This window comes from Actinomyces sp. oral taxon 175 str. F0384 (assembly GCF_000223355.1).
Taxonomy (GTDB): domain Bacteria; phylum Actinomycetota; class Actinomycetes; order Actinomycetales; family Actinomycetaceae; genus Actinomyces; species Actinomyces oris.
In genome coordinates, this window is sequence record NZ_AFUR01000006.1 from 60,007 (window position 1) to 84,818 (window position 24,812).

Genomic DNA, 24,812 nt, shown 5'->3' on the forward strand with positions numbered 1-24,812 from the left:
CCGCACCTCGCCCCCGGGGCCGCACACCCGCGTCAGGCGGCGCCGTCAGCGGTGGCGCTTGTCCAGGCCGGGCAGGTGCCAGCTGCGTCGATGCTGGTCACTGGCCCCCAGGGTGGCGAGTCCCCGGATGTGGGCCGGTGAGGCATAGCCCTTGTTGGAGGCCCAGCCGTAGCCGGGGTCATCGAGATCGGCCATGAGGCGGTCGCGTTCGACCTTGGCCAGGACACTGGCCGCGGCGACGACGGCGCACCGGGCGTCGGCCTTGACCTCCATGCGCACCGGCGGGGTGGAGAGAACCTCTGCCGGCTCGGGACTGTCCTTTGGGGCATGAGTGCTCTCCAGGGTGGTGAGCAGGTCGGGTTGGGGGGCGGTGAGCCAGTCGGCCACGCCGTCGAGGATGATGACGCCAGGGGCGTGACCGCGATCAGCGACCTGCTGCAGGGCCCGCAGACCCGCCACCCGAAGGGCCCCGATGATGCCGTGCTCATCGATCTCTGCCGGTGAGGCGTGGGCGACGGCGTAGTCCACGAGCCAGCCGCGCACGGGTTCGATCAGGCCGGTGCGGGCCCGGGCCGTCAGCTGCTTGGAGTCGGCGAGTCCCTCGGGGAAGTCATCGTCGGTGCGCCGCGCCACGATCGCCAACCCGACACTGACCGGTCCGGCCAGGGCCCCGCGACCGACCTCGTCCAGACCGCCGACGTAGTCGTAGGTCTCCAGCAGGGCCTTCTCCAGGGACCGGTCGGGGCGGGTGCGTCCTCGAGGACTCACCTCGTTCTCCCCGCAGCCTGCTCCTGGCCGGAGGAGTGTGCGGAGACGTCCGGGCTGTCAGCCGGCCCGCCGGGTCCGGTCTGCGGCCCGTCATCAACACCGGCCCCCTCACCACCAGTGCCAACGTCATCGGAGTCCCTGCCCTCGGGGGCCGAGGAGGGGGCCTCCTCCTCGGAACCCGTCTCCCCGTCACCCGTGGGGGCAGCGGGAGACGAGGAAGGTGCCGGCGGCGTCGCCTCCTGCGCCGGGACGCCGGAGAAGGCGCGCTCCCCTCCCCACAGCAGCCCCCACCGGCTCAGGTGCGTCCACTGGAAGACCACCTTGGCCACCCCGACGACGTTCTTGAGCGGCACGAAGCCGCCATGGGCGTCGTCACGGTGGTAGCGGGAGTCGGCCGAGTTGGAGCGGTTGTCCCCCATGACCCACACGTAGCCCTGGGGGACGGTGACATCGAAGGAGGTCAGGGACGGGGACTGACCGTCCTTGACGTAGGGTTCCTTGATCGCGACACCGTTGACGCTCAGTGTCCCCTTCCCGTCGGCGACCACATGGTCGCCGCCGACACCGACGACCCGTTTGACGAGGTGATGGCCGGTGTTCTCCGGCAGAAGGTTCACTGAGACCATGAGCCTCTGGGTGGCGCCGCGCAGTCCCGTCGGTTCCTTGACGTGAAGCCAGTCGTCGGGATCGGAGAAGACGATGACGTCACCCCGCTCGACGTCGTCGGAGCCGTACATGGGCACGGCGACCTTGTCCCCGTCACGCAGGGTGCGTTCCATGGAGCCCGAGGGGATCTCGTAAATCTGGACGACGTAGGACCGTAGAAGAGCCGGCACCATGATGACGACGACCACGACGAGCACCAGTCTGATGACCCGTTGGTACAGGGGGCTGGTCTGCGGCGGGGGGATGGCGGGGGCCACCTGCCGGCGGGGCGGGATGGAAGGGGGCAGCTCGGTGGGCTCGTCATCGGGCTCGGGCTCGGCGTCGGGGTCGATGAACGGGTCGTAGTCCCACTGCTTGCTGTCGTCGACCGGGGCCGCACTGGGAGGTTCCTCGGCGGTCTCAGGAGCCGTGCGGCTCTCCTGGGGGGAGTCCGCTGACGGAGAGCTGCAAGCCGGTGTGATCGCGGACCTGGAGGTCCGGCCGATCTGAGAGGGATCGGCCTGCTTCAGGTCCAGCCCGACGTCGTCGGCCCCATCCTGCACCGGACTCACCGTGCTCCTTCCCCGGAATTGATGGACATGGGTCCACCGCTGCACGGCGGTGGGAGATGGCGAGCGCCCGGAACCCGTGGGCTCCGGGCGCCGCCTGGAGAGTGCAGGCGCTCAGTCCTCGCGACGCTCCTTGATCTTGGCGGCCTTACCGCGCAGGTTGCGCAGGTAATAGAGCTTGGCGCGGCGGACCTGGCCCCGGGTGACGACCTCGATCTTCTCGATGGAGGGCGTGTGGACGGGGAAGGTGCGCTCAACACCGACGCCGAAGGAGACCTTGCGGATGGTGAAGGTCTCCGAGACGCCGCCGCCCTGGCGCGCGATGACGACGCCCTGGAAGACCTGGACGCGGGTACGCGATCCCTCAACGACCTTGACGTGGACCTTGAGGGTGTCCCCAGGACGGAAGGAGGGGATGTCGTCACGCAGTGATGCGGCGTTGATCTCGTCGATCAGGTTCATGTTTCTCTCCACACCCGTGCCACTGGTCAGGAGTGCTGGTTCGGCGGCGCCGCGCCGTGCGGGGCAGCGCCGGAGGTGGACGCTCCCGGGCTCCTTCACAGCGGCCGCCTCCCCAGTGGCAGAGGAGCCGCAGGACCCAAGTGCCCGCTCAGTTTGCCACAGGCTCAGTCCACGGACGAGAGCGTCAGCCTCGACGTGCCTGAGTTCACGCCTTTCTCACGCCCCGGTACGCATTCGGGGCGGTCAGTCCCCGGAGCCCGCCAGCGTGCTCGCCGGCGCGGCCGGTCCGGCGGGGAGCGCCGTGGGGGTGGAGGTCGGCTTGGGAACCTGGGAGAAGACCTCCTGCCCGGAGGTGAGGCTGGACCAGTGGGAATAGGGCCATACGACGTTCTTGGCCACGCCGACGACGTTACTCAGGGGCACGAAGCCGCGATGGACATCGTTCTGGTGGTAGCGGGAGTCCGAGGAGTTGGAGCGGTTGTCGCCCATGACCCAGATGTAGCCCTCGGGGACGGTGACGTCGAAGGCGACCTCGGAGGCCGACCGGCCGGGCTTGAGGTAGCCCTCATGGAGCTCGACGCCGTTGACGGTCAAGGAGCCCTTCCCGTCGGCGACGACGTGGTCACCGGGCATTCCGATGACCCTCTTGATGAGGTGGTGGCCGGCGTTCTGGGGGAAGATACGGATCGCGACGAGGAAGTCCTGCGCGGCGCCCTGCAGGCCAGTGGGCTCCTGGGTCGTCAGCCAGTGGTCAGGGTCCGTGAAGACGACGACGTCACCCCGGTGGACCTTGTCGGAGTCGTACATCGTCACGGTGACGCGGTCGCCCTCGTTGAGGGTGTTCTCCATCGAGCCCGACGGGATGGTGAAGCTCTGGATGATGAAGGTGCGGATGAGGGCGATGATCGCCACGGCGACGACCAGGTAGGACAGGGTGATGCCCCACTGCTTGAGGCGGAAGACGATCCGCTCCCCCAGCGAGGCCGGCTCAGCGGCCTCGCTGGCCCCGGCCGTGTCCTCGCTGGCGCGGTCCTTGTGACGGTGGTTGTTCCGGCGGTCATGGTCGGTCCGCAGGTGACTGTCCGAGGTCACGTCCTCATCCGCCTCATCATGGATCCTGCCCTGAGGGCTCTGGTCGGGTGCGCTGCTCATAGGCCTTCTCCTGTCCGCCGGGTCATGACGACGTCGTGGGCGTCCTGGCCACCGACGTTGTAGGTGCGGGTGCCGACCTGGCGGAAGCCGGCCCGCTTGTAGGCCTTCTGGGCGCGTTTGTTGGTGACGTGGGTGCCGAGCCAGAGCAGGTCTGTTCCGTGGGCGCCGGCCTGGCGCGTCACGGCGTCCATGAGCGCGGGGGTCAACCCGGATCCCCTCATGGCGGCGTCGACGTACACCTTGGACAGCTCGCCGACGACCTCTCCCCCGGCGGGCCGCACGCAGGCGGGACGGGGGTCGATCCCGTGGGGCTGTTCCCCGTCGGAGTCGGCCTCCTCGCGCAGCACCGCGGCGTAGCCGACCAGGGCCGGAGCGGTGCTCGTACTCGCCCTCCCCTCGAGGCCGCCGTCCCGCACTGACGGGGGCTCCAGCAGCTCGGCGAGAATGAGGTCGACGCGGTCGTCGTCGGCCCAGGTGGCGAACAGCTCGGGAACCAGGTTCGTGGCGATGTGGCGCTCGAGGAACTCGGGGTCGATGACGTTGCCGCAGGCATCGGGAAAGGTGCGCGCCGCGAGCTCGGCCAGGGCGTGGGCGTCGTCGGCGGTGGCGTTGCGAAGGCGCACCGGAACCGGGTGGTCCGCCCCGGCCGGGACTGCCCATCCCAGGCGAGCCAGGAGCGCACGGTCCTCACGATCCAGGCCGGCGGGGTCCAGGGCCCGGATCATGTCAGGTCGGCGCTCAACGGTGCGGGTGAGGGCCTGGTCCCGTCTGGCTCGAGCGATACGGCCGTGGTCGCCGGAGAGCAGGACGGGGTCGACCTCCAGGCCTCGCCACCGGGTGGGGCGGGTGTGGACGGGGTACTCCAGCAGGCCCGCGACTCCGTGGGACTCCTCGACCAGGGACTCGGGATTGCCCAGGACCCCGGGCAGGAGTCGGGCGATGGCCTCGATCATGACAATAGTGGCGACCTCTCCCCCGTTGAGCACGTAGTCGCCGATGCTCAGCTCGCGCACCTCGATGCCGCGAGAGGCGTAGTGCTCGGGCACGCGCGCGTCGATGCCCTCGTAGCGGCCGCAGGCGAAGACCAGGCGTTCGGCTCCGGCCAGGTCCTCGGCGGTGCGCTGGGTGAAGACCTCCCCGGCGGGGGTGGGGACGATGAGGACCTGACGGGGCGCACCGGGGGTGTCCACGGCGAGCACATCATCGAGAGCCTCGCCCCACACGTCGGGCTTCATGACCATGCCAGCCCCACCGCCCAGGGGCGTGTCGTCAACGGTGCGGTGCCGGTCGTGGGCGTGGTCGCGCAGATCGTGGACGTGCAGGTCGAGGGGGCCGTGGTCGGCCGCCTTCCCGATGAGGGAGAGGTCGAGGACCTTGAGGTAGTCGGGGAAGATGGTGACGACGTCGATCCTCACCTGGCCTCCTCCGCCTGGCCGCGTCCGGGGAACAGGCCACCGGGCGGGGCCAGCGTCACGGTGCCGGCCTCGGAATCGATGGCCGGTACGAGAGCCTCAACGAAGGGCACGGCCACATCGTCCCCCTCAGGGGTGGTGACCACGAGCCGGTCCTGGGCGACGCCGGGCTCCAAGTCGGTGACCTCTCCCAGCTCCTCACCGGAGACGCTCAACGCTCGTAGACCGACGAGCTCGTGGCGGTACCAGGCCTCCTCGGAGTCCTCAGGGCCCTCACCGCCCTGGTCGTCGTCGGTCTCGACCAGGAGCCTCACTCCTCGCAGGGCCTCGGCAGCCGTGCGGTCGCGCGCCTGCTCGAAGGCGGCGAACCAGCGCGAACCGTCGAAACGCAGACGGCTGACCGTCAGCGGGCCCGCGTGGGCCGGCTCCGTGGGGACGGTGGTTCCAGGTGCGAGACGGCCCTCGGGGTCATCGGTACGGATCTCGAGACGCACCTCGCCCTTGAGGGCATGGGCGGGACCGACGACAGCAAGGGTGAGCAGCACCTGTTCTCCTGGGATCGGGGCATGGAACGGTTTGTCCGGAAGGTCTGGATGTCTGCGGCCAACCTACCGCGCCGTGGTCTGCGTTCCCATCGGCCGCGGGGATGAGGTGGCGCACCGCCGGAGTGAGGTTGGCCAACTCGATGCGGACCATTCTCCTGTTGGCCACGGTCGTCGCCACCGGCGGCGCAGGAGCGCCCGCCCCGAAGGACGACGACGCCCGGCCCCCTTGGGCGGGGACCGGGCACCGGCGTTGATCGATCAGACCGGCCGAGGCCGAGACGGCCTACTGCAGCGACCTGAGGGCCCTGCGCTCAGCGGCGGTCGGTGTCGACGACGTCGACGCGCACCGGCGAGTCCGCCAGCGCTCCGACCACTGTGCGCAGTGCTCGAGCAGTACGGCCCGAGCGGCCGATGACTCGGCCGAGGTCCTCGGGGTTGACCCGCACCTCCAGCAGGTCGCCGCGGCGCAGCGACCGGGAGGTGACGGTGACGTCGTCAGGGTTGTCGACGATGCCCCGTACGAGGTGCTCGAGGGCGTCGGCCAGCATCTCAGGCCTCCTCGGCGGCGGCCTCATCGGAGGCCTGGTCCTCGGCGGACTCCTCGGCCTTGGACTCGGCGGCCTCGGCCGCTGCAGCGGCCTCCTCGTCAGCCTTGGCCTTGGCGGCGGCGGCCTTGCGCTTCTCAGCGTCGTCGGCGGCGGCCTTGACCGCGGCCTGCTTGGCGACCGCGGCGGCGTCGGCGTCCTTGACCTTGAGGGTGCTCTCGACACCCTTGAGGCCCTTGAACTGGTGATAGTCGCCGGTGATCTTGATCAGCTTGTAGACAGCGTCGGAGGGCTGAGCGCCCACGCCGAGCCAGTACTGGACGCGCTCGGAGTCGATGCTGATGAGCGAGGGCTCCTGCATCGGGTCGTAGACGCCGATCTCCTCGATGACACGGCCATCGCGCTTCTTGCGGGAGTCGAGGACGACGACCCGGTAGAAGGGGGCGAACTTCTTGCCCATGCGCTTGAGGCGAATCTTGACTGCCACTTGGTTGAACTCCTGGTTCTGGATGGTTTGGCGCGCGCTGGTCCCCGGTGGGGTCAAGCAACGGTTTCCGGCGTGAGCCGAGACGCGACCGGGGCCGGGAGAGGGACCGACGTCCGACCGAGTACAGCCGGACATTCTGCCAGAGCCTCCGAGGGGGTCGCCAGCCCGAGCCGGGGCACCGCCCCACCACTCGGTGCGAGATCGCCCACAACTGTCGCCGACAACAGCGCTGAACGGAATTCACGGTTCGGCCGGGTGGCGATGCCAACACACTCAAGCCCATCCGGGCCGCACCGGTCAAAACCCGGCACTACATACGAAATCGGGGCATGCTTCGTTCATGAGGCCTCCCTCCTTCAGCAGTCGCAGCATCCAGCCACCCGGCAAGACCTCATCGATCCGACCACCCCGTTCCGGACAGAGCGCTCCGACGTCGATCCGTCCTCCCAGCACCCCCTCGACGGACGGACTGCCCTCAGGCGCCGACCACGAGAGCGCCACGACCGGACCGAAGCGCCCCCAGCGCACCCCACGGCCCCTGACTGGTGACACGCAGGCCATCAAACCCCGCCTCACTGTGGGGCTTTGGCCCGCGGTCATCCTTGGAACCGTCTGCGTGATGGCACTCGTCATTGCGGGACGGGTGGCCGTGGACTCCACGTCACACGTTGCGCCGAGCGCCTCCCCTCCACCACCACCTCCGCCTGCCTCCTGCGAGATGGAAGGACATCGAACGGAAGGCTCTTCATGGAAGAAGACGTGGAGTCTTGACACCGGTCTCCCGGCATGGAAGAACGATTTTACGTGGGACACGTACTCGTGCGGACAATATATCGTTGTCATTCACCACAAGAACGACGACAAAACAGATCTGACAGGATTCCACATTGAAGGCAATAAGCCCAAGAAGATCTGGTCGACGTCGCTAGGATATACGTTCACCACCGGCTACCGACACTGGTGGGGAGGGAATCTGCTACTGAACGGCCAGGTTCTTGACCCCACAACAGGAAAGACGACTGAACTCCCAACGGGTTTCCAGTCTTTAAGCTTCGTCGCCAATGACAACACAGCCGTCTCATGCAGTTCCTCATACTCGGACGCGAACAGCACCTGCACGGGTTGGGACTGGAATAATGGAGAGCCGACTCAGCGCTGGCAGCAGACCTACGACTTCACATCAGTCCACCCACTCTGGCACCATGCCGATGGAACACCATCATCAGAGTCGATCGCGGTGTCCGTTGAAAACTCCCCAAAGACTCTTCCAGCATCGGAGTTCTTTCGACGAGTGACGGCTCCCTCGTGACCCTCTCACCGGAAAAGAACGGTCAAGGGCACCCCGTTCAGCTGCTTTCCGCTAGCGACGGCTGGGTCACCATCGATCAAGACAGCTCGACAGCATCCACCTTCTCCAAGAATGGGTCACCCGCGGAGTCCTTCACCCTCAGCGGCTCCACTGCGTCCCTCCTCATCAAGGATGGCCAACAACCCACACTGTCACAGTTCAGGGCCGCTTACGAGTCGGGCGACACGAGCTGGGCCGATATCGACCTTACCTGCACCGATGCCACGCACTGCAGTCTCAATGGAAACCCATTGACACTGACCGACGACGTAGCCACGTGGAACACCCCGGCCCGTGCGCAGTTCCAGAGCTCCTGGAAACTGAGCTCCGACAAGCGCACGCTCACCATACGCGGCCGCTCCGCCAGCAGTGAGATCGGTGCGGTGTTCATGATCGACACGGCATCAAAGACGCCGTTGGCTCCTCTGCCCATCACATCCCGTGGCGCAGTCATCCCCGTCTGGCGCCAGGATTTCATTGTCGCGATCGATGGCTCCACATTGGTCGGCTACGCACCGCAGTCCTGAGGACACGACGGCATGACGCACAGCCTGCTGCCGCATGACAGGTGTCATGCAGCAGCGGTGACAGCGCTCAGTACCGGGAGCCGTGGGCCGGCGCGAGCCTGGGGCCATGATCCGAACCACAGCAGCCGCCACCACTCACTCCCCGGGTTCCGGTCCTCAGGTCGAGCGCACGGCTCCAGCCCCCGCGATTGACTCCCGTGGCCTGCGCAAGACATTCGGCAGCCTCGTCGCCGTCGACAACCTCGACCTGACCATCCGGTCCGGAGAGGTGGTCGCCTTCCTGGGCCCCAATGGCGCGGGCAAGTCCACCACCCTCGACATGGTCCTGGGGCTGGCCCGGCCCGACGCCGGGACGATCGAGCTTCTAGGAACCTCCCCCGACCGGGCGGTCCAGGCAGGTCGCGTTGGTGTCATCTTCCAGGACGGCGGTCTCCTGGACGACTTCACCGTTGGGGAGACCCTACGGGTCGTGGCATCGATGCAGCCGGGGCGCCCCGGCCGTCGTTCCCGCGCTCGCCACGCGCCCAAGCTCAAGGATGTCGTCGACCAGGCGAATCTTGGCCAGCTCCTCACCCGCAGAGTGAGCCGCTGCTCGGGAGGCGAGCGCCAGCGCCTGCGCCTGGCCCTTGCTCTGCTGCCAGACCCCGACCTCCTCGTGATGGACGAGCCCACCGCCGGCATGGATGTCAGCGCCCGGATCGCCTTCTGGAAGACGATGCGCACCCAGACTCGCCGCGGCCGCACCGTCCTGTTCGCCACCCACTACCTGGAGGAGGCGGCCTCCTTCGCCGACCGCATCGTCATCATCGCCCACGGCCGCCTGGTCGCCGACGGCAGCGTCGACGACATCCGGGCTCTGGGCGATGGCGCCCTGGTGACCGCCACCTGGCCCGGAATCTCCGAGGACTCACTGGGGCAGCACCTGGCCGACTGCCCCGTGGCCGGCAGCATCGGGCACGCGGTCGTCCGCGGTGAGCACGTGGAGCTGCGTACGACGGACTCCGATGCCGTTGCCCGCTGGCTGCTGACTGCCACCCCCGCCGAGCACCTGGGTATCGGCGCCGCGAGCCTCAACGAGGTCTTCGCCGCTCTGACCTCCGACGCCTCTGATGAGACAGCCCCGTAGACGCCTGAGCCCCACCCTTCACCCTGACCACCATCACCACCAGCAATGAGGCCGCATCATGATCGCGACGTCCCAAGCACCCTCTGATTCCTCAGCATCCGACTCCCCTGTCGATCCCGACGCGGGCGAGCTCGCAGGCCGATCACCTCATCCGGGAGGGCTCAGACCCGCGCGCCCTGTCCTGACCTACCTTTGGCTGGACCTCTATCGGAGCCTGCGCGAGCCCGCCAACCTCTTCTTCGTGATCGCCTTCCCTCTGGCGATGTACCTCGTCTTCGGTCGGTTGAATGCCTCCGCCGGGGACTACGGACCGCACGCTCACGGCAACGTCTCGGCATCAGTGATGCTTGCGATGGCCTCCTTCAGCGCCTGTCTGGGTGCCACGAGCGCCTCGGCGGCGGCCGCCGTCGAGCAGTCGGCAGGCTGGGGCCGGCAGATGGCCATCACCGGTCAGGGCCTGCGCGGCTACCTGGTGGTCAAGACCGGAACCGCGGTGGGAACAGCGGCTCTTCCGGTCACCGTGGTCCTCACCGCTGGAGCACTGACGGACTCACTCATGGAGGGCTGGGCCTGGGCCGTCAGTCCCCTCATCTGCCTGATCGGGGTCCTGCCCTTCGTCCTGTGGGGGCTGGCTGCCGGGATGTGGCTGCCGTCCTCGGCATCGATCGGTATCGCGACCTCCTTGGTCTCCTTGTTCGCCTTCATCGGCAACGCCTTCATGCCCCTGAACCACACACTGTTGACGATCAGTCGCTTCACCCCGATGTACGGGGCAACGGCGCTGGCCCGGTGGCCGCTGGGCGAGGGGTGGGTCTACGTTCCGGATCGGCCGGTGGGCGTTCAGGACCCGTTGTGGATGCCATTGACTAACCTGGTGGCGTGGACACTCATCTTCGGGCTGCTGGTGATCGGGGCCCGACGTCGGGCGACCAGGCGCCGGTGAGGCCGGAGATGACCATGCCACAGCCCCTGCGTGACTCAGCCGACCTGACGGCATCATCGTCTGGGTCAGGGCGGTCCCGTTCCCGCTCCTGGCGCCTTCATCGCCGTCATATCGTCTGGGACGCCACAGTATGGGTGCTGTTCCTGGCCCTTCCCATCATCCAGCTTCTCCTCGGTTCCTTCGCCTGGTGGCAGCGTCTGCTGGGACTCACCGGGGTGCTGGGGTTCATCGCCGGCTACGTCTGGGCGTTCTCGACGCCGGACAACCGTGCATCGAGCGTCGGAGTCCCTCCTACTGGCCTCTCGACTCGCATCCTCCTCAGAGAGCTCGCGGTCCAGGCCTTCTTCACCGTACTGACGCTGCCGGCACTGGGATGGTGGACGGTCTGCTTCTTCCCCTTCTTCTGCTCGTTGATCCTGTTCTCCACGACGTTGCGCCGAGGCATCCCCACCGTTGTCATGGCGACGGGTCTTCTGGTTGCCGCCTCGCTGTTATGGAACACGCATCCGGAGTCGCACTGGCAGGTACTGGGCATATCGCTCACCGAGGTTCCCATCATCATCGCCCGCATCGCGGTGGAGCTTCAGGAGCGCAGAACAGCCGCCGAGCGCGAGCTCGCCCTTGTCTCCCAGCGAGAGGCGCTCGGGCGCGACGTCCATGACATCCTGGGGCACTCCTTGACGGTGCTCACTCTCAAGGCCGAGGTCGCCCGCCGGCTCATCGAGCGCGACCCGGCCGCCGCCTCCCGAGAGCTCGACGAGGTCATCACCCTGGCCCGTGGAGCCCTTGCCGACGTGCGTTCCACGGTGACGCGCCTGCGGTCCCCGGACCTGGCCAGCCAGGTGGAGGCCACGCGTACCGCCTTGAGCGCGGCCCGGATCCGTGTGGAGGTGACCGGTAGTGCCCAGGACATTCCGGAGCGTCAGCGTGCCCTCATGGCTTGGGCCCTGCGTGAGGCGACCACGAATATCGTCCGGCACGCGCGCGCCACCAATGTCACCGTGCACCTGGCACCGGGGATGCTGCGAGTGAGCGACGATGGTGTCGGCCTGGCCGGCGACCAACCCGGCAACGGGTTGGAGGGCCTGCGCTCCCGTTTCGAGCAGGAGGGCGGTTCCCTCACCATCGTCAGTCCGCTCACCCGTCGCACGGACTTATCCGGCGACGTCGAGACAGACTCCGCTGACGAGCCGTCCGGCGGAACCAGACTGGAGGTGAGGCTGCCGTGACCCCGATCCGTGTGCTCATCGCCGATGACCAGGCCCTCGTGCGCGGTGCTCTGGCGACGCTCCTGGGACTCGAGAGCGATCTGGAGGTCGTGGCCCAAGTGGGGCGGGGCGACGAGGTCCTGGAGGCGGTGCGCGAGCACGCCGTGGATGTGGCCCTGGTGGATATCGACATGCCGGGGCGCGACGGGCTGGCGGCCACCGCCGAGGTCGTCGGCTCGGGTTTGCCGTGCCGGTGCCTCATCGTGACGACCTTCGGCCGCCCGGGCTACCTCTCACGGGGCATGGAGGCAGGGGCGGCGGGCTTCATCGTCAAGGACACCCCGCCCGAGGCGCTGGCCGAGGCGATCCGCAAGGTCCATGCGGGTCTGCGGGTCATCGATCCCGAACTCGCCCAGGAGTCGGTGCTGCTCGGGCCGAACCCTCTCACTGAGCGGGAGAAGGAGGTTCTGCTGGCGGCGGCCACGGGTGCGGACGCTCGAGAGATCGCCACGCGGCTGCGCCTGGGCGAGGGCACGGTGCGCAACTACCTGTCCTCGGCGATCGCCAAGACCCACGCCCGCAACCGCACCGAGGCGGCCCGCACCGCCGAGACCAACGGCTGGTTATGAGCCCAGTCACTTCCAAGCCGTCGGCGTAGCACAGAGAGGTAGAGATGGAGAGCTCATCACAATGGCATGAACTGATCCGACGAGAACCGATCTTCCACCACCCGGAGCTGATCTGGGACGCCGGCTCTTTCGATGAGCAGATCGCGGAGGACTTCAACGCGGTCGGTGCCTCGGGACGGCGTTACAGCCGCAGCGAGGTCAAGGAGATCGTCCTGGGACGCTTGGAGGGAACGCATGCGGAATCCCTCACCGATGGATACAGCATCGAGGAGGCTGAGTCCCGCATACTGGCCGACGACGTCGTCCAGGTCCTCTACACCTTACGTACGCCGAGTCGTGTCACCCGCAGATCCACGCTCTACCGTCGCCGGGGCTCGACCTGGCAGGCGGTATTCCACCAGGGCACCGTCATCGAAGGCGCTACCGGCTGAGCCCCACGACGGCCGCCCGGGGCGGCGACGAGGCTCTGACCACGAGCTCGTACGCTGGGGCTCGCGGGCAGCTGCGGAGGATCAGGCCTTGAGGCCTGCCGTACGTACGCGAGGGCCAAGCAGCTCCCAGGCGCCGCGGGCCGTTGTGTCTACAGCCCGAGGTGGCGGCGCAGGTCCTCGGGCAGGGCGCCCATGGCGTCGGCGACGTCGTCGCCCGAAGGCTGCTTGCTCTGCTGGGCCTGGGGCATGATCCCGTAACCGGAGGCATCGCCCTGGCCGCCCCCGAGCCCGAAGGAGGAGCCGGCTGCGGGCGCAGCCCCCTGTCCGCCCTCGATCTTCGCCTGCTTGGCGGCCGCCGCCTCCTTGGCCTGACGGGCGGCCTTGGCGGGGTTGCCGCTGCGCCCCTTCTTGCCGCCCTTGCCGCGCTTGGCCTTGGGGGCCTGACGGGCCTTGGAGTGCTTGCCCATGCCGGGCAGCGACCCCATGCCGGGCATAGGACCGCCCTCACCGAGTCCGCCCATGCCGCCGGAGGCCATGGCCTCCATCATCTTCTTGGCCTGCTCGAAGCGGTCCACGAGCTCGTTGACGGCCTGGACCGTAGTCCCCGAGCCCTTGGCGATACGGCTGCGGCGAGAACCGTTGAGGATCGACAGGTCCTTGCGCTCGGCGGGCGTCATGGAGCACACGATCGCCTCGATACGGTCGACCTCGCGCTCATCGAAGTTGTCCAGAGCCTCACGCATCTGCCCCATCCCGGGCATCATGCCCAGGAGCTTCTTCATGGAGCCCATCTTGCGGATCTGGCGCAGCTGTCCCAGGAAGTCGTCGAGGGTGAAGGTTCCCTTGGCGAGCTTGGCGGCGGCGTCCTCGGCCTCCTGGCGGTCCATGGTCCGCTCGGCCTGCTCGATGAGAGTGAGCAGGTCACCCATGTCCAGGATGCGCGAGGCCATGCGGTCGGCGTGGAAGCGCTCGAAGTCGGTCAGGCCCTCACCGGTGGAGGAGAACAGGACCGGGGCGCCGGTCACGCCGCGCACGGACAGGGCCGCACCACCGCGGGCGTCGCCGTCGAGCTTGGAGAGGACCACACCGGTGAAGCCGACGCCGTCGCGGAAGGCGACCGAGGTGTTGACGGCGTCCTGACCGACCATGGCGTCCAGGACGAAGAGGATCTCGTGGGGGGAGACCGCATCGCGGATGCGGATCGCCTGGTCCATCATCTCGGCGTCCACACCCAGGCGGCCGGCTGTGTCCACGACGACGACGTCGTAACCGCTGGTACGCGCGTGCTCGACGCCGGAGCGGGCCACTGCCACCGGGTCGCCCACGCCGTTGCCGGGCTCGGGCGCCCACACGTGCACCCCGGCGCGCTCGGCGACGACGCTCAGCTGGGTCACGGCGTTGGGGCGCTGGAGGTCGGAGGCCACCAGCAGGACGCGCTTGCCCTGGTCGCGCAGCCAGCGTCCGAGCTTTCCGGCCAGGGTGGTCTTACCGGCACCCTGGAGACCGGCGAGCATGATGATCGTGGGGCCGCGGTCGGCCCAGTGGATCTCCCGGGTCTGGCCTCCCAGGACCTCGATGAGCTCCTCGTTGACGATCTTGACGACCTGCTGGCCCGGGTTGAGGGCCTGAGAGCGGGCGGCGTCGACCGCCTTCTCGCGCACCGCTGCGGTGAAGGCGCGCACCACGGGCAGGGCGACGTCAGCCTCCAGGAGGGCGCGGCGGATCTCGGTGACCGTGGCGTTGACGTCGGCCTCAGTGAGACGACCCTTGCCGCGCAGCTGGTTGAAGGAGGCGGTGATGCGATCGGAGAGGTTGCCGAACACGCGATGGTCCTTCCTGGCGCCGTCGGGCGCGTTGGTCGGGAGACTTCAGAGCGGGTGAGGGAGGAACATCCACGGCCGTGAGCCATGGCGACTCCGCTGACTGCGACCCAGGATAGCGGCAAGACGGGCCAGTCCTCTCCCCCGCGCCCGGACCGGGACTGAGCCCACACTCCCCGGCCGGCGACCTCGTCTGCGTCATGCCTCAGGGCCTCGGCTCTGCCTGGCGCGGTCCCCCAGCCCGAACGAGGGTTTTCTCCCGGTATCCCGTGGTATTTCACGGCTTGACGACCCCTGAGATATGTCATGAGCAAATGATGACCGATGGGCCATGGACCGCTGCCGACGCGGGACGAGTCTTGAGCCATGAGCACAGCAACGCCTCGGACCGGCCTGGAGGCCACCGTCCCGGAAGTTACCCGGACGGACCATGTGGACGCCGTCCGACTGACCGATCTGCACAAGTCCTTCGGTGACGTCACCGCCGTCGACGGTGTCGACCTGACCATTCGTCCCGGCGAGGTCGTCGCCCTCCTGGGCCCCAACGGTGCGGGCAAGACGACGACGATCGACATGATCCTGGGACTGAGCCGCCCCACCAGCGGCGATGCGAGAGTCTTCGGGATGAGCCCGCGACAGGCGGTCGACCGGGGCCTGGTCGCCGCAGTCATGCAGACCGCCGGCCTCCTGCCCGACATCACCGTGCGTGAGACGGTGCAGCTGACGGCGAGTCTCTTCTCCCATCGGATCGACGCCGAGGAGGCCATGCACCGCGCCGGCGTCACCGACTTCGCCTCGCGCATCGTCAAGAAGTGCTCCGGAGGCCAGCAGCAGCGCCTGCGCTTCGCCATGGCGCTCGTGAGTGATCCGGCACTGCTCATCCTCGATGAGCCGACCACAGGTATGGACGTCGAGGGGCGCCGCAGCTTCTGGGAGGCCATCCACGCCGATGCCGAGCGCGGGCGCACCATCGTCTTCGCCACGCACTACCTCGAGGAGGCCGACGCCTTCGCCGACCGGATCGTCCTGATGCGTCATGGGCGCATCATCGCCGACGGCACCGCCGCGGAGATCCGCGCCTCCGTGAGCGGTCGCACCCTGAGGGCCACCCTGACCTGCGCTCCCGAGCGGCTGCGCGACGCCCTGGCCGATGCGCAGAACCGTGGGCAGGTCCACGACGTCGAGATCCTGGGCAGCACGCTCACCCTGAGCTCGACCGACAGCGATGCCGTCGCCGCGCTCCTCCTCAGCGAGCACCTCGCCCAGGACCTGGAGATCACCAGCCGGGGACTGGAGGACGCCTTCATGGCCCTGACCAGTGACAGCGCCTCCACCCCTAATGCCGGAGCGTCAGCATGAGCCGTTCCGCCCGCCCCGGCAACACCGTCACCCTCCCGCCCACTACCTCCACCGGAACCGCAATGTTCTCTTCTCAGTCCTCCTCGTCCTCCTCCGCCTCATCAGTAGTCAAGCGCCTCGATCTGTCCTCCCGGACCGCGCCACCGCTGGGAGGGTTGAGCCTTCCTCTGCTGTCGCTCGAGGTGCGCCGGCGCTTGCGCAACCGTCGGTCCGTCATCTTCTCGATCGTTCTTCCGGTGGCCTTCTTCCTCATGTTCACCACCACCGACTACTCCGCCATGCCCTACGGCAACGGCAATGTCGTGGCGAACATGATGATCGGCATGGCCCTGTACGGCGCGCTTATGACCACCACCGGGGCAGGAGCGGCCGTGAGCACCGAGCGGGCCTCAGGATGGAGCCGCCAGCTGCGTCTGACCCCGCTCAAGCCCATCGCCTACATCACCGCCAAGGCGATCGTGGGGATGCTCATCAGCGCCCTGGCCGTCGGCGCCGTCTACGCCTGCGGCCCCGTGCGACACGCGCAGATGCCGGCGAAGGTCTGGATCTCCTCGGCCCTCATCATCTGGCTCGGCTCCCTGGTCTTCGTCGCCTTCGGACTGTTCGTCGGCTACCTCCTGCCCTCGGACAACGCCATGCAGGTGGTCGGCCCGCTCATGGCCCTGCTCGCCTTTCTCGGCGGCATGTTCATCCCGTTGACGCCGGGCTCCACCATGGATCGCATCGGCAGCTTCACCCCCATGTACGGGCTGCACAACCTGGCGCTGTGGCCCATGGGCGCCGAGAGCTTCTCCTGGTGGTGGGTAGTCAACGTGCTGAGCTGGCTCGCCGTCTTCCTGGGCGGGGCCGCCTGGAAGATGGGCCGCGACACCGCCCGGGTGTGAGACCGTGAGTACCATCAGGGTCATGAAAGCCCGCGCCCTGTCCCCCGACGAGGCGCGGGCTCGCCGCACCCGCGTTGTAGCAGTCGGCTGGGGCATCGCGTGGGCCGCCTCCATGGTTCCGGTCGTCAGGGAGGGGCTGACCCGAGGATCCAGCGGCGGGGTGTGGGGCGCCGCCAGTGCCATCGTCTCCTGCGCGTGTCTGTATGCCGCCTGCTCGCTCAGCGTAAGACGGGTGCGCCAGGGCCTGACCTGGCCCGGCCGCCTGAGTGCGTTGCTCATCGTAGTCGGCGCGCTCACAGCGATCGGGGCCGCCCTCGGCGTGGGCCCTCAGAGCCTGCAACTGGTGGTCTTCCTGGCCGTTGTCCTGGCCTTCTCCCTGCCCTGGCGGGCGTCCATCGGCCCCATCGCGATCCTTGCCGGCACACTGTTCCTCGTTCCCAGGATGAGTCCCTCCTGGTCCGCAAGTGAAGGCGCCTGGATCGCTCTACTCGGCGCGGGCGGCGCCTGCGTCTTCGGGCGCTACATCATGGAGCAGCGGCGGGTGGCCCGCGTTCTGGAGCAGCGCACCCACGAGCTGGAGATCAACGAGGAGCGCAACCGCATGGCCCGGGACATGCACGACATCCTGGGGCACTCGCTGACAGTCATCGCCTTGAAGACCGAGCTCGCCACCAGACTCGTCGATGGCGCCCCCGATCAGGCCAAGGCGGAGCTGACCGAGGTTCAGTCCCTGGCGCGCTCAGCCCTGGCCGACGTGCGCGCCACCGTCAACAGCTACCGTGAGCTGAGCCTGGCCGGCGAGCTGGCTCGCGCCACGAACGTCCTGACCTCTGCCGGTGTCCGCGCCGACCTCCCGCTGACCGTCGAGATCGTCGATCCCGAGCTGCGCGAGCTCTTCGCCTGGGTGGTGCGTGAGGGCGTCACCAACATCGTGCGCCACGCCCACGCCTCGCACTGCAGGGTGGCGCTGACCGCCGACTCCATTGAGGTGGCCGACGACGGTATCGGGCTGAACTCGGCCGGCACCGGTGACGGTCACGGCTTGGAGGGGCTGCGCCAGCGCTGTCAGGACAACGGCGCCGACCTCACCATCGAGGCCCCCTCCAGTGGCAGCGGCACCGTCCTGAGGGTGCGCGCCCGCCACCTATCCTCACCTATGGTGCCCGACGCGAGCCGGTGAGCCGGTCGGGCACCCCGAACTCCGGCGAGCACTCATGCCGTCGGCCCTGAGGAACCTTGAGTAGACGGAGCTGAGCGATGATCCGAGTGATGCTGGCCGATGACCAGGCCATGGTGCGCGGGGCGCTGGCCGCACTGCTCGCCCTGGAGACCGACATCGAGGTCGTCGCCCAGGTCGGGAACGGGAACGATGTTCTGCCCGTCGCGCTCGAGCACCGGCCCGACGTCGTCCTCATGGACGTTGACATGCCCGGCACCGACGGGCTGAGCGCGACCGCGAGTCTCCTGGAGCGGTTGCCGGCCACGAGGGTCCTCATCGTGACGACCTTCGGGCGTCCCGGATTCCTGCGGCGCGCCATTCAGTCCGGGGCCCACGGCTTCGTCGTCAAGGACGCCCCGGCCACCGAGCTGGCCGAGTCGGTGCGCCGGGTCCATGCCGGGCTGCGCGTCGTCGACCCGGCACTGGCCGCCGACTCGCTCATCTTCGGGGACTCCCCCTTGACCGCCAGGGAGACCGAGGTTCTTCAGGCGGCGGCCGATGGCGCCACCGTCTCCGAGGTCGCTCGGCGGGTCCATCTCTCGGAGGGAACCACCCGGAACCACCTGTCCCAGGCCATGGCCAAGACCGGAGCCCCCACCCGGGCCGCGGCGGTGCACATCGCCGCCCAGAAGGGGTGGATCATCGAGTAGCGCAGGGCGGCGACAGAGAGCAGGCCCCGCTCCGACCGGCTTTGACACCGGTGGCCACCCACCTCGTTTCAGAGCGCGGGTGGCCACCGGTATTGCGGCGTGGTTCCCTGGGCGTCGGTTCTTAGGCTCAGCCCAGCAGCGCGTCGACGAAGCCCTCCGGGTCGAAGGGGGCCAGGTCATCGGCGCCCTCCCCCAGGCCCACGAGCTTGACGGGCACGCCCAGCTCCTTCTGGACAGTGACGACGATGCCGCCCTTGGCGGTGCCGTCGAGCTTGGTGAGCACGATGCCGGTGACGCCCACGGCCTCGGAGAAGACCTGGGCCTGACGCATGCCATTCTGGCCGGTGGTGGCGTCCAGCACCAGGAGGATCTCGCCGACCGGGGCGATCTTCTCCATGACGCGCTTGATCTTGCCCAGCTCGTCCATGAGGCCGGCCTTGTTCTGCAGGCGCCCGGCGGTGTCGACGACGACGACGTCCGCCTCCTGATCGGCGGCCTCACGGGCGGCGTCGTAGGCGACGGAGGCGGGGTCGGCTCCCTCCTTCTCGGAGCGCACGACGTCAACGCCCACGCGCTCGCCCCAGGTGCTCAGCTGCTCGGCCGCCGCGGCGCGGAAGGTGTCGGCCGCTCCCAGGACGACAGTCTTGTCCTGAGCCACCAGGACGCGGGCGAGCTTGCCGCAGGTGGTGGTCTTGCCGGTGCCGTTGACCCCCACCATGAGGATGGCTGCCGCGGGCTTGCCCTGGGCCCCTTCGACCGGGGTGGGGCGCTCCAGGTTGAGGGAGCGGTCCAGGGAGGGGTCGACGAGCTTGAGCAGCTCGGCGCGCAGGACAGTGCGGACCGCCTCGGGGTCGGAGGTTCCCAGAACCTTGGCCTGGGTGCGCAGCTCGTCCATGAGGGAGGTGGTCACCTCGATGCCGAGGTCGGAGGTGAGCAGGGTGTCCTCGATCTCCTCCCAGTCCTCCTCGGTGAGGTCGCCTCGGGACAGGACGGACAGGACCGCCTTGCCGAAGCCGCCGGCACCGGCCAGGCGGGCGCGCAGGCGCTGCATGCGTCCCGGGATGGACTCGGGGGACTCCAGCGTCGCAGCCGGCTTGGCGGCGCCCGCCCCTTCCGCATCCTCATCGGTGTCCTCGCCCTCCGAGGGCAGAAGGTCCTCCACGGACATCGGCTGGTGGGCGCTGATCTCGTCGGAGACCTGGCCCCGCCGTCGGCCGGCGTAGAGCCACAGCCCTCCTCCGATGACGATGACCAGGATGATGCCGAGAACGATGAGGATCGGTTCCATGGGCCCATCATGCCCGATCATGGGCTCCCTGTGGCGGGGTCGGCCTGCCCGGGTCGCCTCTCACCCACGGACGGCACGACGGCCATGGCGTGCGACGCAGCTGTGGCATGAAGAAAACTGCAGCACGCCTGTTGACGTGCTGCAGGACTGGCCACCGTCGTAGCGGCAATGCCCATTGAGCTGTGTCGCCCTGAGACCGAGGCGGCTCTAGGACCGTGAGAGAAAGTGCGAGAGGGTATCGGAGCGGCGATCTCCCACGGCCAGGATTTCATCGAGAAGTAGCGTCATCGCGGCATCACATAGTCGTGAAAAAACGTTGACCGCAGTATTTCACGAGACGACCGCCGCTACTCAACTCTGAGACTGCGACAGACCACCGGTTGCCGGCTCGTGCGCCTGAGCGCGACGCCGGGCGCCGGCGGAGCTACGGGTCCTCTCGGCAGCGTCCATCGCCTTTCCGACGACGCCGACCAGCCCTCCGAAGCCCTCGGTGCCGGCGTAGGCCGCCGGCCCCTCACGCGTCATGAGGTCGGACAGGCTGACCTCCTGGGGCACGACCTCGACCTCGACGTCCTGCTCCGCCAGGCGCACCTCCTGGGAGTTCCGGACCACGCTGCGAATGCGTGAGGGCCAAGAGCGCACCGGGAAGCGCTCAGCACAAACCATGCCGAGCACAAGCAGGCCGGCAACCAGCACGACAACGAGGGGAAGAATCATGACACCCATAGTTAGGATTCTGCCTTGCGAATTACGATCTGACCAGACTTTGCACGCACTTGTCGCCCAATCAACAACAAAACCTGACAACTTCCTGACACAACAATGGCTCATATCTGAAAACGAGCGTCATGCTGCCAGCAGTCTATCACATTCCCATCACGTTTCACTCAGACATCAGGAGTCACAGCCGTACCGCGGTCGGGCTGGGCCAGCCTCTGCGAGACGGCCTTGGTGACCCCGTCGCGCATCGTGATGCCGTAGAGGGCGTCGGCCACCTCCATGGTCCGTTTCTGGTGGGTGATGATGATGAGCTGGCTGGAGCGCCGCAGCTCGGTGAAAATCTCCAGCAACCGCCCCAGGTTCGTGTCGTCCAGGGCCGCCTCGACCTCGTCCATGACATAGAAGGGCGAGGGCCGTGCCTTGAAGATCGCCACCAGGAGTGCCACGGCGGCCAGCGAGCGCTCCCCTCCTGAGAGCAGGGAGAGTCGCTTGACCTTCTTGCCGGCGGGGCGCGCCTCGATCTCGATGCCGGTGGTGAGCATGTCATCGGGATCCGTGAGCACCAGCCGCCCCTCCCCGCCGGGGAAGAGCCGGTCGAAGACGGAGGCGAACTGACGGGCGGTGTCCTCGTAGGCCTGCGCGAAGACCTCCTGAACCCGCGCGTCGATCTCCTCGACGATGCTCAGCAGGTCGTCGCGCGAGCGCTTGAGGTCGGCCAGCTGTTCGGCCAGGAACTGGTGACGCTGCTCCAGAGCCGCGTGCTCCTCCAGGGCCAGCGGGTTGACCTTGCCGAGCCGGGCGAGGTCGCGCGAGGCCTTGGCCAAGCGCTTCTCCTGCTCGGAACGCACGTAGGGGCGGCCCAGATGGCCTGAGCCGCCGGCCGACGCCTGCGCGGCGTCCTGCTCCGCGGCGGAGCCGGGGTCGGAGGCGGCATCAGCCTCCTCGTTGAGCTCGGGGACGAGCATGTGCGGTCCGTACTCCTCCACGAGGGGGTCCAGCTCCAGGCCGAGCTCGCTCATGGCGCGCTCCGCCAGAGCCTCCAGTCGCATGCGCTGCTCGGCCCGGGCCACCTCCTCGCGGTGGGCGGCATCGGTGAGACTGCCCAGCTCCTTGGTCAGCTGGTCGATCTCCTCGCGAACCTCGTTGGTGGCGGCCAGGGCCTGGGAGCGCTCGGTCTCGATGGCCGCGCGCTCATCGGCCGCCTGCTGCACACTAGTGCGCGCCACCTCGGCGGCCGCGCGCGCCTGGTCCCGAACGTGGGTGGCGACCGCCAGTTGGGCGCTGCGGCGCTGCTGGGCCCGCTCGGCAGCAGCGCGCTGGTCGCGTTCACGCCGTGCGGCCGCCCGCAGCGAGTCGGCGCGCCCACGGCTGGAGCGCTCGCGCTCCTCTGCCGTGCGCAGGGCGAGCCTGGCATCGGTCTCGGCGGCACGGGCCTGGCGCGCAGCATCCGCAGCGGCCTCGCGCTCCTGTCGGGCAGCTTCCAGGGCGCGCTCGAGGCTGTCGGCACCACTCTTCCCCGAGACACCCGTACCGTCGGCGCCCTCGGCAGCCTCTGCGGTTTCACCCCCGCCCTCCACCTCGGCCAGTGCGGCAGTGGCGGCCGCCAGCTCGGCGGTGCGCTGGACCGACTCGGCCTCGGCGCGCTCCAGCACCCGGCGAGCACGCCCGGTCTCCTCGGCGGCGGCATGGGCGGCGGAGGTCAGGCGGGCCATCGCCTCGGCGGCCCGGGCAGCCTCGGCGTCGGCCTGACGCAGGGCGGACAGCGCCTCGCTGAGCGCCTGGCGAGCAGCGTCCTCCTGGAGACGGGCCTCCTCCAGGGCCGCGTCGGCCTCAGTCTCGGCCTGTGCGGCGGCAGCGGCCTCGGCGTCGGCCTCCTCGTGGGCCGCGGTGAGCTCGAGGACCGAGGAGGCCCCCCGGCCGGCCCCTCCGACCCAGCCAGGCGCCAGGACGTCACCGCCGCGGGTGGCCACGACGGCGTCGGGCAGCTCTGCGCGCAGGGCCCTGGCGGCCTCGAGATCCTCCACCACCCAGGAGTCCTTGAGCAGCCGGTCCAGGACCTGCTCAAGACAGCCCGGCTGCGCGGTACCGACGAGGCCGCGAGCCGCCAGGGCCCCGTCAACGGGAGCCGGCTCCGCCTCATCATCGGTGTCGGCGGCCCCCAGTGAGGGGTCATCAGCCAGCACCAGTCGCACCGCCCCGAGGTCCTGGCTTCGGGCATGATCCAGCCCGGCCAGGGCCGCCTCGGCATCTGCGGCCAGGCCGGCCTCGGCGAGCGCTCCCAGGAGGGCGGCGACGGCGTTCTCCCAGCCGCGCTCGACACTGAGGTGCTCTGCAAGCGGTCCGAGGAGACCGTCGATACCGGCCTGCAGCAGCGCGGCCGTGCCGTCCTGGCCACGCAGGGACATGGCCAGAGTGTCGCGTCTGGCAGTCCAGGTGGCCCGGTCGGAGGCCGCCTCCCGGCGGGCGTCGGTCGCGGCCGCGACGGCTTCACGGGCCTGGGCCAGGTGGCGTGCGGCCTCGTCGTGCACGGCGGCGGCCCGCACCGCCGCGTCGGCAGCCGCGCCGGCCTCGGCAGGTACCTGCGCTGGAACGACGGCGTCCTGCGCACCATCGGCGGCCACCTGCGCCGGTTCCGCTTCTCCCCCGGCCTCGGCCAGGGCGGCCCGGGCGCTGTCCTCGCGAGCCTCGGCGGCGCGCAACGCGCTGCGCGCCTGCTCGAGGGCGGCCAGGCTGGCCTCGTGGCGGCTGCGGGCCGAGGCGACGCGCCCGCCGGCTCGGGCGATGGTCTCACGTCTCTCTGAGACGCGACGCTGAGCTGCTGAGAGCTCCTGGTCGGCTGCCTTCTCGGCGGTTTCCGCGTCCGCACGCACCCGGGTGGCGTCGCTGAGTGCGGTGCGGGCTGCCTCGAGGGTGTCGGCGAGCTCGGCCTCCTCCCGGCCCGCGGCCTCGGCCCGCCGCTCGAGCTCCTCGGGATCGGTGCCGTGGCTCGGGGCCGGGGCGGAGGCCAGGAGCCGGATCCGCTCGCCGGCCACGTCCGCGAGCGCCCCGAGGGACTGGGCCGCGCCGGTGAGCTCCTCCCAGATGTTGCCGGCCCGGGCGAGGCGCTGGGCGGAGGTGGTCTCGATGGCGGCCAGCTCGCTCAGGCGCGCCCTGGCGACGCGCTCGGCCTCCTCGACGGCGCTGCGGCGCCGGGCCAAAGCCTCCTTGTCCTCGTCACCGGCCTCCAGGAGGGACTGGGCCTGGACGACGTCGTCGGCCAGGAGCCGGGCAGTGGCGTCACGAACCTCGACCTGGATGCTCCGGGCGCGCCGGGCGATGGCGGCCTGCCGGGCCAGGGGGCCGAGCTGACGGCGCAGCTCCTGGGTGAGGTCGGCGACGCGGGCGAGGTCGGCGGCCATGGACTCGAGCTTGCGAAGGGCGCGCTCCTTGCGCTTGCGGTGCTTGAGGACGCCGGCGGCCTCCTCGATGAAGCCGCGGCGGTCCTCCGGCGTGGCACTCAGGACCGTATCGAGCTGCCCCTGCCCGACGATGACGTGCATCTGACGTCCCAGGCCCGTGTCACTGAGGAGCTCCTGGACGTCGAGGAGGCGGCAGGGGCTGCCGTTGATGCGGTACTCCGACCCGCCACCGCGGAACAGGGTGCGCGAGATGGTGACCTCGGTGTAGTCGATCGGCAGGGCGCCGTCGGTGTTGTCAATGGTCAGTGAGACCTCGGCGCGCCCGAGGGCCGGGCGGGAGCCGGCACCGGCGAAGATGACGTCGGCCATGGAGCCACCGCGCAGGTTCTTGGCGCCCTGCTCCCCCATAACCCAGGTCAGGGCGTCGACGACATTGGACTTGCCGGAGCCGTTGGGGCCGACCACCGCGGTGATGCCGGGCTCCAGGCGGAGGGTGGTTGACGAGGCGAAGGACTTGAATCCCTTGATCGTCAACGTCTTGAGGTGCACGGGTGCCACCCTAACAGCGCGGGCGGTTGAGACGGGGGCAGGCACGACAAAGGGACTTGACATCACCACGTTGGACAAGCAGACTTTCCATATCAAGTGGCCGGCATGCAGCGTGCGCCTGCTTGACC

General features: G+C 69.0%; 23 protein-coding genes. 11 read left to right on the forward strand and 12 right to left on the reverse strand.

The window, feature by feature from the left end; genetic code table 11:
• Nucleotides 1-45: 45 nt before the first annotated feature.
• The 8 genes from HMPREF9058_RS08975 to rpsP all read right to left on the reverse strand — a co-directional run bounded on the left by HMPREF9058_RS08975 (nucleotide 46) and on the right by rpsP (nucleotide 6,585).
• Complete coding sequence (locus tag HMPREF9058_RS08975) at nucleotides 46-768, reverse strand: ribonuclease HII (protein ID WP_009407105.1); 723 nt, start codon at nucleotides 766-768, stop codon at nucleotides 46-48.
• A complete protein-coding gene (gene lepB, locus HMPREF9058_RS08980) occupies nucleotides 765-1,985 on the reverse strand; it encodes a signal peptidase I (RefSeq protein ID WP_009407158.1) in 1,221 nt (406 codons plus the stop codon). Before lepB (HMPREF9058_RS08980) ends, HMPREF9058_RS08975 begins: the two co-directional genes overlap by 4 nt.
• 111 nt (nucleotides 1,986-2,096) lie before the next feature.
• Nucleotides 2,097-2,444 carry a 50S ribosomal protein L19 gene (gene rplS, locus HMPREF9058_RS08985; RefSeq protein WP_003786428.1) on the reverse strand — a complete coding sequence of 116 codons (348 nt, stop codon included), beginning with the start codon at nucleotides 2,442-2,444 and terminating at the stop codon, nucleotides 2,097-2,099.
• 243 nt (nucleotides 2,445-2,687) lie between these two features.
• Complete coding sequence (gene lepB / locus HMPREF9058_RS08990; protein ID WP_009407406.1) at nucleotides 2,688-3,596, reverse strand: signal peptidase I; 909 nt, start codon at nucleotides 3,594-3,596, stop codon at nucleotides 2,688-2,690.
• Nucleotides 3,593-5,011: a tRNA (guanosine(37)-N1)-methyltransferase TrmD gene (gene trmD / locus HMPREF9058_RS08995; protein WP_009747760.1), complete on the reverse strand. Its 1,419-nt coding sequence runs from the start codon at nucleotides 5,009-5,011 to the stop codon at nucleotides 3,593-3,595. The genes lepB (HMPREF9058_RS08990) and trmD overlap by 4 nt, the downstream gene beginning before the upstream one ends.
• Nucleotides 5,008-5,553: a ribosome maturation factor RimM gene (rimM, locus tag HMPREF9058_RS09000; RefSeq protein ID WP_009407259.1), complete on the reverse strand. Its 546-nt coding sequence runs from the start codon at nucleotides 5,551-5,553 to the stop codon at nucleotides 5,008-5,010. The genes trmD and rimM overlap by 4 nt, the downstream gene beginning before the upstream one ends.
• A gap of 311 nt (nucleotides 5,554-5,864) precedes the next feature.
• Nucleotides 5,865-6,101, reverse strand: coding sequence for an RNA-binding protein (locus HMPREF9058_RS09005; RefSeq protein ID WP_003786440.1), 237 nt, complete (start codon nucleotides 6,099-6,101; stop codon nucleotides 5,865-5,867).
• A 1-nt stretch (nucleotide 6,102) separates the two neighbouring features.
• Nucleotides 6,103-6,585: a 30S ribosomal protein S16 gene (gene rpsP, locus HMPREF9058_RS09010; protein WP_009407308.1), complete on the reverse strand. Its 483-nt coding sequence runs from the start codon at nucleotides 6,583-6,585 to the stop codon at nucleotides 6,103-6,105.
• A gap of 619 nt (nucleotides 6,586-7,204) precedes the next feature.
• Between rpsP and HMPREF9058_RS13470 the strand changes: the two genes are divergently transcribed.
• The 7 genes from HMPREF9058_RS13470 to HMPREF9058_RS09040 all read left to right on the forward strand — a co-directional run bounded on the left by HMPREF9058_RS13470 (nucleotide 7,205) and on the right by HMPREF9058_RS09040 (nucleotide 12,797).
• Nucleotides 7,205-7,894, forward strand: a complete 690-nt coding sequence (locus HMPREF9058_RS13470; RefSeq protein WP_139019014.1) for a hypothetical protein — start codon at nucleotides 7,205-7,207, stop codon at nucleotides 7,892-7,894.
• The gene (locus tag HMPREF9058_RS09015) at nucleotides 7,891-8,460 is read left to right on the forward strand and encodes a hypothetical protein (protein WP_009407053.1); all 570 of its coding nucleotides are present in this window, start codon (nucleotides 7,891-7,893) and stop codon (nucleotides 8,458-8,460) included. The genes HMPREF9058_RS13470 and HMPREF9058_RS09015 overlap by 4 nt, the downstream gene beginning before the upstream one ends.
• Before the next feature lie 106 nt (nucleotides 8,461-8,566).
• Nucleotides 8,567-9,586: an ABC transporter ATP-binding protein gene (locus HMPREF9058_RS09020; protein WP_043538101.1), complete on the forward strand. Its 1,020-nt coding sequence runs from the start codon at nucleotides 8,567-8,569 to the stop codon at nucleotides 9,584-9,586.
• 58 nt (nucleotides 9,587-9,644) lie between these two features.
• Complete coding sequence (locus HMPREF9058_RS09025; protein WP_009407175.1) at nucleotides 9,645-10,529, forward strand: hypothetical protein; 885 nt, start codon at nucleotides 9,645-9,647, stop codon at nucleotides 10,527-10,529.
• 14 nt (nucleotides 10,530-10,543) lie between these two features.
• Complete coding sequence (locus HMPREF9058_RS09030) at nucleotides 10,544-11,758, forward strand: sensor histidine kinase (protein WP_254654120.1); 1,215 nt, start codon at nucleotides 10,544-10,546, stop codon at nucleotides 11,756-11,758.
• Nucleotides 11,755-12,366 carry a response regulator transcription factor gene (locus HMPREF9058_RS09035; protein WP_009747724.1) on the forward strand — a complete coding sequence of 204 codons (612 nt, stop codon included), beginning with the start codon at nucleotides 11,755-11,757 and terminating at the stop codon, nucleotides 12,364-12,366. Before HMPREF9058_RS09030 ends, HMPREF9058_RS09035 begins: the two co-directional genes overlap by 4 nt.
• 44 nt (nucleotides 12,367-12,410) lie before the next feature.
• On the forward strand, nucleotides 12,411-12,797 hold the full coding sequence (locus tag HMPREF9058_RS09040; RefSeq protein WP_009747890.1) for a DUF4440 domain-containing protein: 387 nt from the start codon (nucleotides 12,411-12,413) through the stop codon (nucleotides 12,795-12,797).
• A gap of 149 nt (nucleotides 12,798-12,946) precedes the next feature.
• Here HMPREF9058_RS09040 and ffh read toward each other — a convergent pair whose 3' ends face one another.
• Nucleotides 12,947-14,620 carry a signal recognition particle protein gene (gene ffh / locus HMPREF9058_RS09045; RefSeq protein WP_009747756.1) on the reverse strand — a complete coding sequence of 558 codons (1,674 nt, stop codon included), beginning with the start codon at nucleotides 14,618-14,620 and terminating at the stop codon, nucleotides 12,947-12,949.
• Nucleotides 14,621-14,983: 363 nt separating this feature from the next.
• On the opposite strand from ffh, the gene HMPREF9058_RS09050 reads away from it, so the two are divergent.
• The 4 genes from HMPREF9058_RS09050 to HMPREF9058_RS09065 all read left to right on the forward strand — a co-directional run bounded on the left by HMPREF9058_RS09050 (nucleotide 14,984) and on the right by HMPREF9058_RS09065 (nucleotide 18,729).
• Nucleotides 14,984-15,976, forward strand: a complete 993-nt coding sequence (locus tag HMPREF9058_RS09050) for an ABC transporter ATP-binding protein (RefSeq protein ID WP_043538105.1) — start codon at nucleotides 14,984-14,986, stop codon at nucleotides 15,974-15,976.
• A gap of 155 nt (nucleotides 15,977-16,131) precedes the next feature.
• Entirely contained in the window at nucleotides 16,132-16,860 is a 729-nt protein-coding gene (locus HMPREF9058_RS09055) for an ABC transporter permease (protein ID WP_175284724.1), read from the forward strand.
• A 22-nt stretch (nucleotides 16,861-16,882) separates the two neighbouring features.
• Nucleotides 16,883-18,040, forward strand: coding sequence for a sensor histidine kinase (locus HMPREF9058_RS09060; RefSeq protein ID WP_043538107.1), 1,158 nt, complete (start codon nucleotides 16,883-16,885; stop codon nucleotides 18,038-18,040).
• Between the two features lie 77 nt (nucleotides 18,041-18,117).
• The gene (locus tag HMPREF9058_RS09065; RefSeq protein WP_009407399.1) at nucleotides 18,118-18,729 is read left to right on the forward strand and encodes a DNA-binding response regulator; all 612 of its coding nucleotides are present in this window, start codon (nucleotides 18,118-18,120) and stop codon (nucleotides 18,727-18,729) included.
• A gap of 127 nt (nucleotides 18,730-18,856) precedes the next feature.
• On the opposite strand, the gene ftsY is transcribed toward HMPREF9058_RS09065, so the two are convergent.
• The 3 genes from ftsY to smc form a co-directional block, all read right to left on the reverse strand.
• Complete coding sequence (gene ftsY, locus HMPREF9058_RS09070) at nucleotides 18,857-20,017, reverse strand: signal recognition particle-docking protein FtsY (RefSeq protein WP_009407234.1); 1,161 nt, start codon at nucleotides 20,015-20,017, stop codon at nucleotides 18,857-18,859.
• 351 nt (nucleotides 20,018-20,368) lie between these two features.
• Entirely contained in the window at nucleotides 20,369-20,743 is a 375-nt protein-coding gene (locus HMPREF9058_RS09075; protein ID WP_009747836.1) for a hypothetical protein, read from the reverse strand.
• 161 nt (nucleotides 20,744-20,904) lie between these two features.
• Nucleotides 20,905-24,684: a chromosome segregation protein SMC gene (smc, locus tag HMPREF9058_RS09080; RefSeq protein ID WP_009406975.1), complete on the reverse strand. Its 3,780-nt coding sequence runs from the start codon at nucleotides 24,682-24,684 to the stop codon at nucleotides 20,905-20,907.
• Between the last annotated feature and the right edge of the window lie 128 nt (nucleotides 24,685-24,812).